The sequence below is a fragment of the Rhodopirellula maiorica SM1 genome, from assembly GCF_000346295.1.
Lineage (GTDB): Bacteria > Planctomycetota > Planctomycetia > Pirellulales > Pirellulaceae > Novipirellula > Novipirellula maiorica.
Genome location: NZ_ANOG01000731.1, coordinates 1 through 14,402, shown reverse-complemented (window position 1 = coordinate 14,402; position 14,402 = coordinate 1). Strand labels below are relative to the sequence as shown.

Annotated in this window: 15 protein-coding genes and 1 pseudogene; 15 read left to right on the top strand and 1 reads right to left on the bottom strand. The window is 54.2% G+C overall.

The features are described from left to right. From RMSM_RS23605 to RMSM_RS23585, 5 genes are all read left to right on the top strand, one after another. On the top strand, positions 1-268 hold a 268-nt coding region (locus tag RMSM_RS23605), incomplete at its 5' end, for a EutN/CcmL family microcompartment protein (protein WP_063870255.1). Then, positions 265-867 carry a cupin domain-containing protein gene (locus RMSM_RS23600; protein WP_008702417.1) on the top strand — a complete coding sequence of 201 codons (603 nt, stop codon included), beginning with the start codon at positions 265-267 and terminating at the stop codon, positions 865-867. The genes RMSM_RS23605 and RMSM_RS23600, both read left to right, overlap by 4 nt. Positions 868-890: 23 nt before the next feature. Further along, positions 891-1,166 carry a EutN/CcmL family microcompartment protein gene (locus RMSM_RS23595; RefSeq protein ID WP_008702415.1) on the top strand — a complete coding sequence of 92 codons (276 nt, stop codon included), beginning with the start codon at positions 891-893 and terminating at the stop codon, positions 1,164-1,166. An 84-nt stretch (positions 1,167-1,250) separates the two neighbouring features. Beyond that, a complete protein-coding gene (locus RMSM_RS23590; RefSeq protein ID WP_008702414.1) occupies positions 1,251-2,120 on the top strand; it encodes a class II aldolase/adducin family protein in 870 nt (289 codons plus the stop codon). Between the two features lie 55 nt (positions 2,121-2,175). Further along, positions 2,176-3,111 carry a lactate/malate dehydrogenase family protein gene (locus RMSM_RS23585; protein ID WP_008702412.1) on the top strand — a complete coding sequence of 312 codons (936 nt, stop codon included), beginning with the start codon at positions 2,176-2,178 and terminating at the stop codon, positions 3,109-3,111. Between the two features lie 181 nt (positions 3,112-3,292). Here RMSM_RS23585 and fliG read toward each other — a convergent pair whose 3' ends face one another. Continuing rightward, complete coding sequence (fliG, locus tag RMSM_RS23580) at positions 3,293-4,342, bottom strand: flagellar motor switch protein FliG (protein ID WP_008702410.1); 1,050 nt, start codon at positions 4,340-4,342, stop codon at positions 3,293-3,295. Between the two features lie 563 nt (positions 4,343-4,905). Between fliG and RMSM_RS41235 the strand changes: the two genes are divergently transcribed. The 10 genes and pseudogenes from RMSM_RS41235 to RMSM_RS23535 form a co-directional block, all read left to right on the top strand. Continuing rightward, complete coding sequence (locus RMSM_RS41235; RefSeq protein WP_008702408.1) at positions 4,906-5,064, top strand: hypothetical protein; 159 nt, start codon at positions 4,906-4,908, stop codon at positions 5,062-5,064. A 76-nt stretch (positions 5,065-5,140) separates the two neighbouring features. After that, the gene (locus RMSM_RS23570; protein WP_144057905.1) at positions 5,141-6,319 is read left to right on the top strand and encodes a DUF1559 domain-containing protein; all 1,179 of its coding nucleotides are present in this window, start codon (positions 5,141-5,143) and stop codon (positions 6,317-6,319) included. A 795-nt stretch (positions 6,320-7,114) separates the two neighbouring features. Next, a complete protein-coding gene (locus tag RMSM_RS41230; protein ID WP_008702404.1) occupies positions 7,115-7,264 on the top strand; it encodes a hypothetical protein in 150 nt (49 codons plus the stop codon). A 450-nt stretch (positions 7,265-7,714) separates the two neighbouring features. Continuing rightward, on the top strand, positions 7,715-8,770 hold the full coding sequence (locus RMSM_RS23565) for a DUF1559 domain-containing protein (RefSeq protein WP_008702401.1): 1,056 nt from the start codon (positions 7,715-7,717) through the stop codon (positions 8,768-8,770). A gap of 55 nt (positions 8,771-8,825) precedes the next feature. Continuing rightward, entirely contained in the window at positions 8,826-9,689 is an 864-nt protein-coding gene (locus RMSM_RS37260) for a hypothetical protein (RefSeq protein ID WP_144057903.1), read from the top strand. A 269-nt stretch (positions 9,690-9,958) separates the two neighbouring features. Next, complete coding sequence (locus RMSM_RS23555; RefSeq protein ID WP_008702397.1) at positions 9,959-10,603, top strand: Pycsar system effector family protein; 645 nt, start codon at positions 9,959-9,961, stop codon at positions 10,601-10,603. 11 nt (positions 10,604-10,614) lie between these two features. After that, the gene (locus RMSM_RS23550) at positions 10,615-11,421 is read left to right on the top strand and encodes a lysophospholipid acyltransferase family protein (RefSeq protein ID WP_040769165.1); all 807 of its coding nucleotides are present in this window, start codon (positions 10,615-10,617) and stop codon (positions 11,419-11,421) included. Continuing rightward, a complete protein-coding gene (locus tag RMSM_RS23545; protein WP_008702393.1) occupies positions 11,418-12,539 on the top strand; it encodes a glycosyltransferase family 2 protein in 1,122 nt (373 codons plus the stop codon). Before RMSM_RS23550 ends, RMSM_RS23545 begins: the two co-directional genes overlap by 4 nt. Before the next feature lie 197 nt (positions 12,540-12,736). Beyond that, positions 12,737-14,098, top strand: a complete 1,362-nt coding sequence (locus tag RMSM_RS23540) for a L,D-transpeptidase family protein (protein WP_008702392.1) — start codon at positions 12,737-12,739, stop codon at positions 14,096-14,098. Between the two features lie 85 nt (positions 14,099-14,183). Then, positions 14,184-14,402 (top strand): annotated as a pseudogene (locus RMSM_RS23535) (orotate phosphoribosyltransferase); the annotation flags it as partial.

The window sequence follows — 14,402 nt, the reverse complement described above, 5'->3', positions numbered from 1 at the left end:
GCAACCAGCCACCGTCATCGGATCGACTCGAGCGACCGTGAAGCACGCCAGCTTCGCGGGCCAACGACTTGTCATCGTCCAGCCGACTGGGGTGAACGACGCGGCGGATGGGCCGCCGCTGATTGCACTGGACATTTTAGGATGTCGTAAAGGGGACCACGTGATGTTGACGAGCGACGGTTCGTACGCTCGCGAAATGACGAAACACGAAAATACCCCAGCACGCTGGAGCGTGATTGGATTGATTGACCAACGGAGACCCGCATGAGCCACGCATCGATCGATCCGGTATGGATTGCCAAGATCGTTCGTGAAGTCATCGAGCGAGTCAAACAAAACCAAATGGAAACCGGCGAGCAAACCGCTTGTCCGATTTCCGGAGTCATCTCGGTAGCGACCGTCATGGAAGCAGTTCGGGGCGGCAAAACAGAATTACGTATCGCTACGAAAGCGATCGTGACGCCGGCGGCACGCGACGAAGCGAAGCTGCTTGGAATCACGATCACTCGCGGTGCAAACAACAAAACAAGTGCAGACCACAAAACAACCCTGACTGAGAAGACCAACACGCGACCGTCCGAGATGGTGGTCACCGACATTGAAAACCCCGAGCGTGCCGAGGCGATATCGCAGCAGTTGTCACGGCGAGGCATTCGGGATTCGGCGACGGCGACGATCATTTTGAGCGACGCACCGAGCAAAGAAGTTTACCGGATTTGTAGCTCGGGCCGGCGGGCCGCCGTGATCAGTTCGATTGCCAACGTTGATCGGATTGAAAAGGAATTGGCACCTCAAGTTTGGGTGCTGGACATGAACACACTGAATTTTGTTGCGGCGGTCAACGTCGCAGCCCGAATTTTAAAATAGAAAAACGCAAAACCAACACTCACATGAAAATCGCTCGTACGATCGGCACCGTCACTCTTTCTCGCTCGCATCCCGCGATGCAGGGAGCGAAGTTGCGTTGTGTCGAATTGCTCGAGTCAGTTGATCAGTTTGGTGACCAGCCGATCGGCGGCGACACGGTGATCGCATGGGATACATGTGGGACAGGAATTGGCGATTGGGTGGCATTGGCCGAAGGCCCCGAAGCGGCTCAGCCGTTCTCGGATGTCAAACCGCTCGATGCATCGATCGTCGCATTGTTGGACGAAGTCGACCTGTAATTCATCACCATACAAATACACAGACCCTCTTGCTCAGTGAACCGCGTTACAGCGGATCAATCGTAACGATAAAGGAAAGCAGCTATGCAGAATCTTCATAAGATCAAACAAGACATGTGCGACATCGGTAAGCGGATTTACAACCGCCAATTTGCTGCCGCCAACGACGGAAACATCACCGTCCGCGTCAGCGAAAACGAAGTCCTCTGCACGCCAACGCTGCACTGCAAAGGTTTCCTGGTTCCCGAAGACATTTCGCTTGTCGATATGACCGGCAAACAATTGTCCGGACGCAAGAAACGAAGTAGCGAAGCCTTGCTGCACTTGGAAATCTATCGCCAACGCGAAGACATCCGCAGCGTCGTTCACTGCCATCCGCCACACGCCACCGCGTTTGCGATCGCTCGCGAGCCCATTCCTCAGTGCATTCTGCCCGAGGTCGAAGTGTTCCTGGGTGACGTTCCGATTACCAAGTACGAAACGCCCGGTGGACAAGCATTCGCCGACACGATCATTCCATTTGTCAAGAAAACCAACGTGATGATCTTGGCGAACCACGGCACGGTTAGCTACGGCGAAACGGTCGAGCAAGCGTATTGGTGGACCGAGATCCTCGACTCGTATTGCCGCATGTTGATGTTGGCCAAACAGCTTGGCAATGTTTCCTACTTGAGCCAAGAGAAGTCCAAGGAATTGTTGGAGTTGAAAGACAAGTGGGGTTACAAGGATCCTCGTAACACCAGCGAGTACGAGAATTGTGACATCTGTGCCAACGACATCTTCCGCGATTCGTGGGCGGAAGCCGGCGTCGCACAGCGAGCGTTCAACCCACCAACAGCGGCAGTCGAATCGGCAGCCAAGGCGGCAGTGGCAAGCTCGCCAGCCACCGGCATCGACGAAGAGAAACTCGTCAAGCTGATCACCGACGAAGTAATCCGCCAAATGAAGGCTTAAGGCAATCCCACACGTTCAACACAAATAACGCAACGCTTTTTGAAACTCTGACAACATGAAAATTTCGATCATTGGTGCTGGTGGACTCGTCGGATCCTGTGCCGCATACGCAATCCAGTGCGGCGGAATCGCTCGCGAAATCGCTTTGCTTGACGTCAACCAAGAGATGGCGGTTGGCCAGGCGCTCGACTTGCAGCACGGCAGTCCCAGCGTTGCCGACCAACGCATCGTCGGTGGCGGTTACGAGCACATTGCCGACAGCGACGTGATCTGTATCACCGCCGGTCTTCGCCGTAAGCCCGACGAGTCGCGGTTGGATCTGATTAACCGCAACACCGACTTGTTTGTCCAGATCGTTCGCGATGTGAAAGCGGCTGGCCCCAAATCGTCCGCGATTGTGTTGGTGGTCAGTAACCCTGTGGACGTGTTGACCTACGTTGCCGCACAGATGCTCGATTTGCCCACAAATCAAGTCATCGGTTTGGGAACGCAACTCGATACCATCCGTTTCTGTTCGTTGATTGCCGCGCAGCTAAACGCACCGCCGACTCAGACCAAGGCGTTGATCTTGGGCGAACACGGCGATTCGATGGTACCGATTTGGAGCAGTGCCGCCGTGGGTGGTCTGCCTCTGGACAAATTCCCGGGCTGGAATGCGACGATGGCCAACGATCTGTTCACTCGCACGCGTGGCAGTGGTGCCGAAGTAATCAAACGCAAAGGCGGTGCGGGCTTCGCCGTTGGGATCGCGATTCGCGATGTGTTTGATGCGATCGCTCTGGATCGCCGCTGCATTTTGCCCGTCAGCTCGGTGCAACGCGGCTGCTATGGAATCCGCGATGTGGCGCTTTCGGTGCCCACGGTGGTTGGCCGGACCGGAGTTATCAACCAGCTGGAAATTGATTTATGGCCGAAAGAAGTCCAAGGAATCCGGGCTAGTGGCGGTGCGTTGAAGAAAACGCTTGATATTGTTTTGCCGCGTATCGCGTAACCTAGGACGAGTAGGTAGTCTGTAGTGGCTGCTTTGTCATTACTCGAGGCAGCAATGCCTCGCGATGGAGTTGACAGGTAGTTGAGGATCGCAATTTAACGGCTGCGTGAACTTGTCTCCTGTCACTCCTTCCCGCGGCATTGCTACCGAAACATGTAGCATCGCTGCCGAACCGGTACGTTTAGTTGACGTACTCTTCTTCTTCTTCACCGGTCGGTCGCGAGATTTCGCCGGTGTCTTCGAGATGACGAACGATGTCGACAATCTTTTGTTGAACCGCTTCGACTTCGCTGATTCGGACGCTGCCGAGATACTCCATCTCTTCGCGGAGATTTTCGGCCGCTCGCGTGCTCATGTTCTTCATCACTTTGTTTTGAAGCCCTTGGCTGGCCCCTTTTAGCGACATTGCCCACTGAGACGTTTCGACGTTCTTCAACAAGGCTTGGATGTCGCGATCGCCAAGTTTCGAGATGTCTTCAAAGACGAACATCAACCGGCGAATTTCGTCCGACAACTCGGGATCGTCGCGGCCGAGCGATTCCATGATGTTGCGTTCCACGCTACGTTCGGCCACGTTCAGAATCTCGGCCACGCTGGCCACGCCGCCGGTGTTGCTGTGCGACTGGTTGACCATGCTGCTGAGCCGCATTTCCAGACCGTATTCCAGCTCGGCTACCGCATCGGGACTGGTACGACCCATCGTGGCAATCCGGCGGATCACCTCGAGTTGTTTTTCGGGATCGAGTCCCGACATCACTTCCGACGCATAGTTTGACGGAACGTGGCTCAACAAGAGTGCGATGGTTTGCGGATGTTCGTCGCCGATGAATTGCAGCAGCGTTTGCGCGTCGACTTTCTTGATAAAACCGAAGGGCATCGATTCGATCGTCTGTTGCAAATTGCCAAGCAACTCTCCGGCGTCGCGGCCGAGTGCTTCTTTGATCAGTTCCTTGGCTCGCTCGAGTCCTCCGGGACTCGCGTAGATCGAACTCGCTTTACTGGTTAGAAACTCAGCGATCACGACTTCTTGCTCGTCGCCTCCGAACGAATCGGTTTGGGCGATCATGATACTGATCGCTTCGATCGCACGCGGCGGCAATTGCGAAAGCACCCGGGCCGCGGTTTTGGTCGGCATCGAGCTTAGCAGCACCGCAGCCTTTTTTAGCCCTGCCTCGTTGAACATCGCCGAGGTTGAGGAAATCGATTTGTTTTTTGTCGTGGTTTCGGTCATCGCAGAGAGCCTTCCTTTATCGAAAGGGTATCGGCGGATTCGCCGAGTCACTCGCGTTGGCGGGCCAGTTTGTTTGTTGTGCCGGATTTGTCGGACATGCAACGTTTGCGACTAAGCAGGTAGGCAGGAGTGTCGGGTTGAAGTTCCGGTAGCCGTGTGCCTTAACGCTGCGAAGCATTTCGTGTCGGAACTGGCGCCAAAGCGGTCAATCTACGGGAAGACGCCTGCATAGCTGCTTAGTGCTGGTGAAAAATACTAAGTGTCCAATTTAACTGGCGATCGGTTAATGCCGAGCGATGGGACGTTTTGAGATGATTTGGGCCAGCCGAGACTGATTTTGAAGGTTGCAAACCGTTTCTGCAGCCACTCGCTTACGGATGCACCCCACTTTTGCACCCGTCGAGTTCGTTTATTAGCAATTTAGTAGAAACCCTATATTTATTTTCTTAACGCTAAATAGAATTCTGCCACGAAACCTTCAGGCCCTTTTCCTGCTTCTTAAAGCGTCCAACGAAGGTTTCCTTTTCCCACCCTCCCTCTCCCTTCCTTCCCTTACGCGGTCCATGAATCACTTGAAAGTTACCCTGCTCGTTGCTGCTGCTGTTTTCTGTTTCGTTCCCGTTGTCGGTTGTGCTGAGAAGACGAGTACGACCGTGATTGATCAACCTGAATTGACCCCGGAGGAACGTGCTGCGACCGACGCTCTCGAAGCAAGTTACTAGGCCATTGTTGGCTGGTTTTGACTTGTCGTTTCCCTTTCTCACTTCTGTTTTTAATGTCTGCTTTAAAGGATCTTGAATGAAAAAAAGTTTTAGTCGTCCAATGGGTTTCACCTTGGTCGAACTTCTTGTGGTAATCGCAATCATTGGTGTCTTGGTTGGATTGTTGTTACCAGCGGTCCAAGCCGCACGCGAAGCCGCCCGCCGCATGAGTTGCAGCAACAACTTCAAGCAAATTGGCTTGGGGATTCACAATTATCACGCTGCTTACAATCAGTTGCCAATTCAGGGCGGCGGTACAAATGACCGCGGATCGACCAATTCGGACCGCAACGCCTTGAGTGCCCTCATTCCGTTACTTCCCTTTATTGAGCAACAAGCACTTTGGGAGCAAATCAGCAACCCATTGACCATCGGCACCACCACTTATCCCGCGATGGGAATCTCGCCATGGTCGACCACTTACACTCCTTGGTCGACTGAAGTGCAGGGTTACCGATGTCCCAGCGATCCTGGGATTGGCGCTCCGGCACTAGGACGCACCAATTATTCATTCTGTATCGGGGATACGATTTATCTCGTTCACTCTGGCGGAAAAGACCGTAACGGATATTGGAACTACGACGGTGCAGCGACTCCGTCACAAAAGGAAAAATCAGATACCACCGGCACGGGATCGACAAGCGACAACAGCGGCGCTGCGGCGGCCGCACGCGGTACCAATCGTGGATTCTTCTGGCTTCGCAGCAAGACAGCCTTCCGTGACGTGTTAGACGGTTTGGCCAACACGATTGCGATGGGAGAAATGGCGACCAGTTTGGGTAACCAAGAAATCATCGCGGATTGGTCCAAGTCGGGCACCGTGACGTTGTTGACGGACCCTGCTTCGTGTGACACCGTGATCGATCCTGCTCGGCCTCAGTTCTTTACCGGCGGTTTGGGCACTGGAAACGGAAGTCGTGGTTATCGCTGGGCTGACGCGAGAATGCCTTTCACCTGCGTGCAAACGATTCGTCCTCCGAATGGACTTAGCTGCATGTGGACGGACGACAACGGCCATGGCTACTCGACCATCGGAAGTCGTCACCAAGGTGGCGCTCACGTCCTGATGGGCGACGGAGCAGTAAAGTTCATCACCGACAGCATCGAAGCGGGCAACAAGAACGCTGCTCCTGCGACGGCTGGCCAAATGAGCAGCTACGGATTGTGGGGAGCTCTAGGCACACGAGCTGGAAAAGAAACGTTAACGCTCGAATAACGCGTCAATCGTGACAAAAACGAGAAGCCGGACTCTTCACAAGTCCGGCTTTTTTTATTGGTCAACAGAATGTTGCTGTGGTTTCTTTGTAGAGGGCATTGTGGACGTGGCGACGATGCCGCCCTGTAGGCCTATAGAGCAACGCTATGAAGCATTTGGTAGCGGCACGGCGCGAGCCGTCCGGTTGCGGCGAGTGAAACGTTCGATTTAGACCGGGCGAGGCCCCGCGCCGCACCGCTACAAACGCCACCCGTTTAGTGCCATCTACTTTGGCAACCACTGGAGATGCTCAAGTAGTGGGATTCGCCAGAATTCCCATCTTTGCTGTTGAAACACCAGGAACTCTGGCGAGTCCCACTACGAAAGTAGATGGTATTGGGCTTGCGCCCTACCGCTAAAACCTGGCAAAACACGGGTGATCAACGCTTCAACGCGTTGCCTATAGAGTTGACACATGGGCTAGATTAGTTGACTCGTTTCACAAGCCGCTAGGGACGAGTGGTTCGGTTTTTATGATTAGAGTGAAGAACCTTTCTAGTTCGTGTGTCACGTTTTGCGGCAAACCGCCCCGTTTAGTACGTTGGGCGTAAGTTTGTGCAAGGGGCCAGTCATAGAGAGTGACGTCGGTTGGATTTCCGTAATTTGTCAACCTTGCAGCAAAAATCCGTTGGGACCGGTTGGGAAAGTGATAGATTTTGGGGGTCAATTTGACACCGATGGTGGCACGGGAATGGATTCTTTGGCAGTGCCAGCACGCGATTCTTTTCATTTTCAGATTTTTGCGTTGGGGCACCTATGTTTAAAACACTCTCGATGGCCAGTGTGCTATTCGTCATGGTGTCGGTTGTCGGTTGTGGGGCGGAGGAAGAAAAATCCTCACAATCGGACGCCGACTTCCAGGTCAAGGTCGAAGCCTATGAGAGGGCCATGGCATCCGATTTCTAAAGGATCGGAACTAAGCGACAACCTGCAAAGGCTATCGGAAAGTCCTTAGCCGAAAGGCAGAAGTCATTGGAGGACATCCCGTTAGCCGTTTGGGCCAACACTGTGAAGCATTTTTTCGTAGCGAAACTCGCAGAGAGTTCCGGTTTAACTCGCGTGGCCGAACGTCTCTGCGACTTTCGCTACAGTAGATTCGCGATTTCCTTATAGGGAGAAATGCTTCACCGCGTTGGCCAAAACGGCTAACACAACGCAAGATTCCTGCTTCGCTGCTGTTCCGGAAGAATAGGTCTAAGTTAGCGAGTCTCCTGTATCCTGCCGGTACGATGTCCATCGGTCGTTCTCAATTCGAACTCACCTGATTCGATTCTCTTTTGCAGCACCAATGCGTTATATTGCAAATGCGGCGTCAAGTGATCGGCGTGCAAGAAGTCGTTTCCGGGTGAGTGTTAAATGGATAGTCGTCGTGCGTTCTCGCTATTGGAATTGTTGGTGGTTGTTGGAGTCATCGCCGTTCTGATTGCTCTCTGTCTGCCAGCGGTCGAGTCGGCCCGGGAAGCAGCTCGGCGAATGTCTTGTAGCAACAATTTCAAGCAAATTGGACTTGCGATCCATAACTACCACGGGGCTTACAAACAATGTCCTGCGGCGATGTTCGGAACCGAATCGAACGAGCATCGCATCAGTGGTCTGATTGCGATGACACCTTTTATCGAAGCGAGTCCGTATTGGGAAAGTGTTTGTAATCCGTCGACCTACAACGGGGTGAACTATCCTGCGATGGGGCCGGTGCCGTGGGATAAAAACTACGATCCCTGGCGAACGGAATATGCAACCTATCGATGTCCGTCGGACCCGGCGGTGCGGAAAGATCTTGGGCGGACAAACTATACATTTTGCATCGGCGACAAAATGGTTGGAATCCACGACGCGCAGAGACTCAGCGATGTTCGAGGGTTTAGCTCGCCGGGAATGACGCTTTCTTTTTCCGATATCAGTGACGGGCTTTCCAATACGATAGCGATGACGGAAATCGGAACGGAAAATGGAGGGCTTGTGCTTGGGCAATATGCCATCGACCAGCCGGCGTCGCTAGCCGATTCACCGGCCGATTGTCGTACCGCGGCCGATCCAAATCAGCCGAGTGTTTACGCGGACCATGTTTCACTTAGCCCATACGGTCGCGGCGGTGCCTTTGCGGATGGCTCGGCTGGCGTATCACTTGTCCATACTATTTTGCCACCGAACTCGACAAGTTGTGCGATCGGTCTAAAACCACTTCATGACGGCGTTTTTTCCGCGGGAAGTTATCATATGGGCGGTTGCCATGTGTTGATGGGCGACGGCGCGGTAAAGTTTATCACCGATACGATCGACACTGGCGAGTTGAACGCACCGGCACCGCAGACGGTCTTCGACGAAAACGAACTACCGATCCTCAGTCCGTATGGAGTGTGGGGCGCATTGGGAACGCGAGCGAGCGAAGAAAGAGGCGATGCCGATTTTTGATTCGGAAATAGGCACGATCGAGAGTGGCAGAGCCAGATTAAAACAGGAACCGCTTTTGGACTTAGAGACTGCGCTACCGAAGCTGAGCGAGCAACTAGCCGCGGCTGGGACCGAGCGAGAGCGATTGAGTCGGTTGCGTGTTGGCATGCCGCGGTTTTATCGCCATCTGCGACGTGTTCGCGACGAACGATCGGTGCTATCGCGTTGGGGACATTCGGTTAACACGGATGAATTGGCAAGCCAGGATATTGTGGCTCCCGAAATTCTTTCGCTGCTCGGCGAGATCACCCACGTCCCGATGCAGCCGCCGGGTTATCACGCGGGCATCCAACATACCTATGGCTATTTGCTCAGCCGGATCGAAACGCCCTACGGATTCAAACGCGACCGCTGGCTCCGTTCGACGATCGAAAACGGATTCGGGCTGCCGAAGCAATCGCTGCAGGCGCTGCCCCGCCGAGGCACGCTGCTTGGAAATTTGACGGTCTTTTTGTCTCTGTTGTCGCTGCGAGATCAGCCAGCAGTGGACATGACAGGATGTACGGCAACGTTCAATTCAAGCGAACTTTCGCGAGCCAAAGGGACTCGTTTGTTAGAGACGTTTCGTTTGCCGACGTCCGCTTCCACAAGTACCAAGGCGGTTGGCGATGTCTACCAATTGCAAACCGATATGTTTCCGTTTCGGACGCCACTGGATCACACCAATGATTCAGGATTGTTGGTTTATGCGATCCGTCGTGGAACAGGATCCGCCAAGTTGATTACCACATTTCCGATCAGCGACAAGACGAAAGACGAATTGCTGGATCCCGAGCGATTGGGACCTCAGCAATCAATTCGGCTGCGTTTCAACGCCTATTTGGATGGTTTCCCGGCCGGTGGTGTGTTGGGCGAGCGTGTTGTGTCGGAGTTGTCTTGAGGTCCGCGAAGCCAACGTTGATCGGATAAGCTAATAGGGACGGGGGCAACGTCGAGGCGGTGAGCCGACCAAGCAAAGCCACCCGATGAGACGAGACGACGCAAAGGAAAAGTAGGATTGAGCGCCCCGGATGGTCACTGCTGGTGCCATGCCATTTCGCTCGTGTCTCCCTCGATCGAAATTGGGCAATTACAACGGCAAGGGACGGATGGCGAAGTTGAAACCAACGTTGAGAAGCGAACAACGATAACAATCAAGAGAACAAACGGATGTCGCAATCACTAAACGAGTCGGCTGCAGAAACGGATGACGCGTCGCTTCAGTCCGCTGTGGCGGAGCCATCGCAGGTGGCTCGTCCGCGGTTGGACGACGATACTCAGGACGCACTCGAAGCCGAAAATCTGATCGAGACGTATCAGATCATTGGTGAATGGATTCGATTTGCCGATGCCAAGGCGGCTGCGGTTTTGGCGGTCAACGGAGCACTGAGTGGCGTTTTAGTTCCGACCATTCACGAGTACATACGTGCGGACCAAACGCATCCGACGTGGTGGTGGACATCGTTGGTTTCCGCCACCTTTTTATTGTGGCTGGCGTCGATGATTTGGTCATGCGTTTTGGCTTTCCGCTGTATCTTGCCATTTCGGTACCAGGGGAAACATCCATCGCTTGGTCGCGCCAATCATTTTCACCCCGCCGCCATTTCGGCTCATTACCGCATCGATCAAACCGAGCAATTTGCTGACGAAATGCAGCGGATCGGGATGAGCGGGCTGAAGCGGGAAATCGCGATTTGCATGATGCTCGATTCGCATGTTTCGAATTCAAAGTACACCTTTGTTTCGCGATCGATTCGGATGTTGGCACTCAGTGCGATCCTGGGGTTGATGTATTTGATCGTGACTCAGTTTTGACCGTGAATTCGATGACCTCCAACGCATCCGACAATTTGCGGCCTGCGGTCAGCGGTTGGCTCTTGCGCGGATTTTACCGCTTTTTGACGCCCTACCTACGTCGCAATTTTCATTCGATTGCAATGATGCGTGATTCGCTTTCGCATGCGGCGGTGCCTGCGGACGAGCCTCTGATCCTTTGCGCGAATCATCCTTCGTGGTGGGATCCGTTGACTGCACAATTTTTGAATCAGCGGCTGTTTCCGGATCGTCAATTCTTTGCGCCCATCGATGCTGAGGCGCTTGAGCAGTATCGCGTTTTTGCAAAACTCGGGTTCTATGGCGTGAGACTGCACAGCAGCGAGGGCGCGGCGGCGTTTTTAAAGCAGAGTCGAGCGATTCTGCACAGCGGCGATGCGGCGCTCTGGTTGACTCCCGAAGGCCGCTTCGCCGACGTGCGTGATCATTCCGCTGTGCTGATGCCGGGAATGGCGCATCTGTGTGCTCGAATGCAGCGTGGATGGGTGCTACCGATCGCGATCGAATATGTTTTTTGGGAAGAGCGACTCCCTGAATGTCTATTTCGCATCGGCGAGCCGGTCAAGATCGTCGATCATCCGCAGGCATCGAAATTGGATTGGCAAACGCTGTTGACCGAGCAGATGCGGAAGAACCAAACCGTGCTGAGCGAACACGTGGTCGCAAGAGACTCGCAAGCGTTTGAGAATTTGTTGACGGGCGCACGGGGGGCGGGGTTCGTTTACGATTCGATGCGTCGAATCAAAGCATTGGTGACGGGGCGACGGTTCAAAGCAGCGCACGGAAACAAGTTGCAATGATGTTTTGGTCGTTTGTCGCATTAGGTTTGGCGTTATTACCGGCCTTGATGTTTTTGCGTAATTTGCCGTTGTTTCGTTTGCCGGATGGGGCACTGGTGTCAACCGATGCGACGGTCATCACTGTCTCGGTACTGATTCCCGCACGGAATGAAGCGGATTCGATCGCAGCATGTGTGCAATCGGTGTTGGCCAGTCGCGATGTCGATTTGGAAGTGTTGGTATTGGACGACGATTCGGACGATGCGACCGCAGCCGTGGTGCGTGATTTGGCAAAGACCGACTCGCGAGTTCGCTGTTTGTCGGGGCAGCCGTTGCCACCACAATGGAATGGAAAGCAACACGCATGTTGGCAATTGGCGTCGGCCGCACGTCATTCGCGATTGTTGTTCCTCGATGCGGATGTGCGTTTGCAACCCCATGCAATCAAAGTGCTTATCGATTGGCAAAACAAAAACAAGATTGCTTTGCTGAGTGCGTTTCCACAGCAACAGACGGAGACGTTGCTTGAAAAACTGTTGGTGCCGATGATGCACTATATCTTGCTCGGTTTTTTGCCGATGGCGAGGATGCGAGCGTATTGCAGTCCCGCCTATGCCGCCGGGTGTGGCCAATTGTTTTTGACGTCCAGATCCGACTACGAGGCTGCCGGCACTCATCAAGCGATCAAGGCATCACGTCATGATGGGCTGAAGCTGCCCCGGATCTATCGCCTATCCGGCATGATGACCGATGTGGTCGACGGCACCCGGTTGGCTCGGTGCCGGATGTACCGTGATGCCGGACAAGTGATCCGAGGTTTGCTGAAAAATGCCGATGAAGGAATCGCCAATCCGAAATTGATTGGTGTTTTCACGCTGTTAATTTTTGGGGCCAGCGTGTTGCCGGTCGTGGTGTTGGCGATTGCGATCGCAACCCAGTCGCCGCTGGAAATTGGGATTGCGGGGGCTGCGGTGTTGTTGGCTCATCTGCCGCGGGCACTCGCCGCGATCTTTTTTCGGCAGCCGCCGGTCGGTGTGTTACTGCACAGCGTTGCTGCAACGTTGTTTATCGGACTGCAATGGAGTGCATTTGTGATGGCGATTTTGGGAAAGAAAGTTCGTTGGCGAGGGCGATTTTAGAAGAATGCCACCCGGTGACGATGCCTACGCCTCTTGGGGCCCCCCTTTTGCCAGTAAATGACGGCGAAATGCTATGGCGTCGCCGTGTTGTTATTGGTTACGTTCGCGGCAATGGTCCGAGGTCTTCTCGGGCTCCAATGGAATCAAATCGCCCATTTTGCTGGTCGCAAGAAGCGTCCAAAAGTTGGAGAATCGTCATGCAAACGCTGAAAACTGCGGCAATTATCGTCTTGCTGATGACGGTGATGTATACAGCGTACATGTCACTCACGACCCCGCCGGATTCATTGCCACCGGAAGTCGAACGCATCGTGATGGACGAAGGCGGATTGGACATCGAAAGTGGATTGCCAGAATCGCTAGGCGAGATGGAGATCAGCGGCGGAGTTCCCGAGTCGGCTGCGACGGCCGATAGCGGCGTCCCCACGTTTGGCCAATCCTTTGCCGATCTTCCCGACGCCGATGTGGATGGTTCAGCAATGACCCACGGTGGATCGAGTCCCAGCGGAGTGTCGATCCAGCTCTCTGACTCTCACGGCAACGACAATTTGACCGTCCATCAGCCCAGCGATGACGCGCCTGCCTACATGGATCTAGGAGCGAGCACGGGGACACAAGCAAGTTTGGCGTCGGCAAGTACGGGCGTTTCGGCCCCTGCGGCTTCGCCTAGCTATGGTGCCACCGACATGACATTCAATATGCCAGATCCTTCATCCGAAGAGAACAAACTTCCCGAGGGTGATTCGGTTGCGTTTGATCCGTCTGCCGGCCCGGGCACCGCCATGGCCGAATTAGCAGCTGCCGGCGACGGTGACGACAACATCGCGACCGTTAGCGGCGTTTCGGATCCCACCAAAAACAACATTGGGCTAGCAAATGCTCTGCAGCTAGCCGACGAACAGTACAAATCCGATCAACGCAAGGAAGCACTTGAAACGCTTAGCTTGTTCTATCACACGCCCAATCTGCCTGCGGCTCAGCGAGAGGAGTTGCTCAGTCGGCTCGATCCGCTAGCGGCCGAAGTCATCTATTCGCGTCGCCATTTGCTCGAGCAGCCTCATCGCGTGGGGCACCATGAAACATTGATGCAGATCGCCGTAAAATACGAGGTACCTTGGCAATTGTTGGCCAACATCAATGGCATTGAGGATCCGATCACCGTATTGCCCGGGACTGAATTGAAAGTCGTGCGAGGGCCGTTCCGAGCCGATGTCGACCTGGGGAAAAAGGAAATGACATTGTTCCTGGGTGACTTGTACGCAGGACGCTTCCCCGTCGCCGTGGGGAATGATCCTCAGCCTCGTCCCGGAACGTTTACCGTCCAGGACAAGCAAGCCGAACGGCCGTTTTACGGCGCCAGCGGATCGCCAGTCCCCGCCAACAGTCCTGACAACCCGTATGGATCATTGTGGCTTGATCTGGGGGGACAACTGTGTATCCACGGCAGCCCCTATGCGACGCGCCCCAGCGATCAGGGCTGTATCAGCGTTGCGGCCGACTATGCCGACGATTTGTACGGCATTTTGACCCAGGGTTCCTCGGTGACGATTCGCCGGTAAGATTTTGGCTGTGCATTGTTCGCACTCAATGCACCGCCGAATCAATGCACCGTCAAATCGTTTACCCAACCCCTCGTTGAGCCTTATGACATACAACCGAGACGCACTCTTAGACCTGATCCGTGCCGAAGCTTTACAGACGGGCGAATTTACACTCGCCAGCGGCAAAAAGGCTTCCTACTACCTCGATTGTCGAAAGATCACCTTGCATCCCAAAGGGGCGAATTTGATCGCCGAAGGAATGCTCAGCGTGATCGAGTCCGCGGGTGAATTGCCTGCGGCCGTTGGCGGGATGGCGATTGGT

Coding starts and splice junctions, on each gene's coding strand:
- RMSM_RS23540 (WP_008702392.1), top strand. CDS start 12,737: ATGCAAACGCTGAAAACTGCGGCAATTATCGTCTTGCTGATGACGGTG.
- RMSM_RS41235 (WP_008702408.1), top strand. CDS start 4,906: ATGAATCACTTGAAAGTTACCCTGCTCGTTGCTGCTGCTGTTTTCTGT.
- RMSM_RS23585 (WP_008702412.1), top strand. CDS start 2,176: ATGAAAATTTCGATCATTGGTGCTGGTGGACTCGTCGGATCCTGTGCC.
- RMSM_RS23570 (WP_144057905.1), top strand. CDS start 5,141: ATGAAAAAAAGTTTTAGTCGTCCAATGGGTTTCACCTTGGTCGAACTT.
- RMSM_RS23600 (WP_008702417.1), top strand. CDS start 265: ATGAGCCACGCATCGATCGATCCGGTATGGATTGCCAAGATCGTTCGT.
- RMSM_RS23590 (WP_008702414.1), top strand. CDS start 1,251: ATGCAGAATCTTCATAAGATCAAACAAGACATGTGCGACATCGGTAAG.
- RMSM_RS23545 (WP_008702393.1), top strand. CDS start 11,418: ATGATGTTTTGGTCGTTTGTCGCATTAGGTTTGGCGTTATTACCGGCC.
- RMSM_RS23595 (WP_008702415.1), top strand. CDS start 891: ATGAAAATCGCTCGTACGATCGGCACCGTCACTCTTTCTCGCTCGCAT.
- RMSM_RS23550 (WP_040769165.1), top strand. CDS start 10,615: ATGACCTCCAACGCATCCGACAATTTGCGGCCTGCGGTCAGCGGTTGG.
- RMSM_RS23565 (WP_008702401.1), top strand. CDS start 7,715: ATGGATAGTCGTCGTGCGTTCTCGCTATTGGAATTGTTGGTGGTTGTT.
- RMSM_RS23555 (WP_008702397.1), top strand. CDS start 9,959: ATGTCGCAATCACTAAACGAGTCGGCTGCAGAAACGGATGACGCGTCG.
- RMSM_RS41230 (WP_008702404.1), top strand. CDS start 7,115: ATGTTTAAAACACTCTCGATGGCCAGTGTGCTATTCGTCATGGTGTCG.
- fliG (WP_008702410.1), bottom strand. CDS start 4,342: ATGACCGAAACCACGACAAAAAACAAATCGATTTCCTCAACCTCGGCG.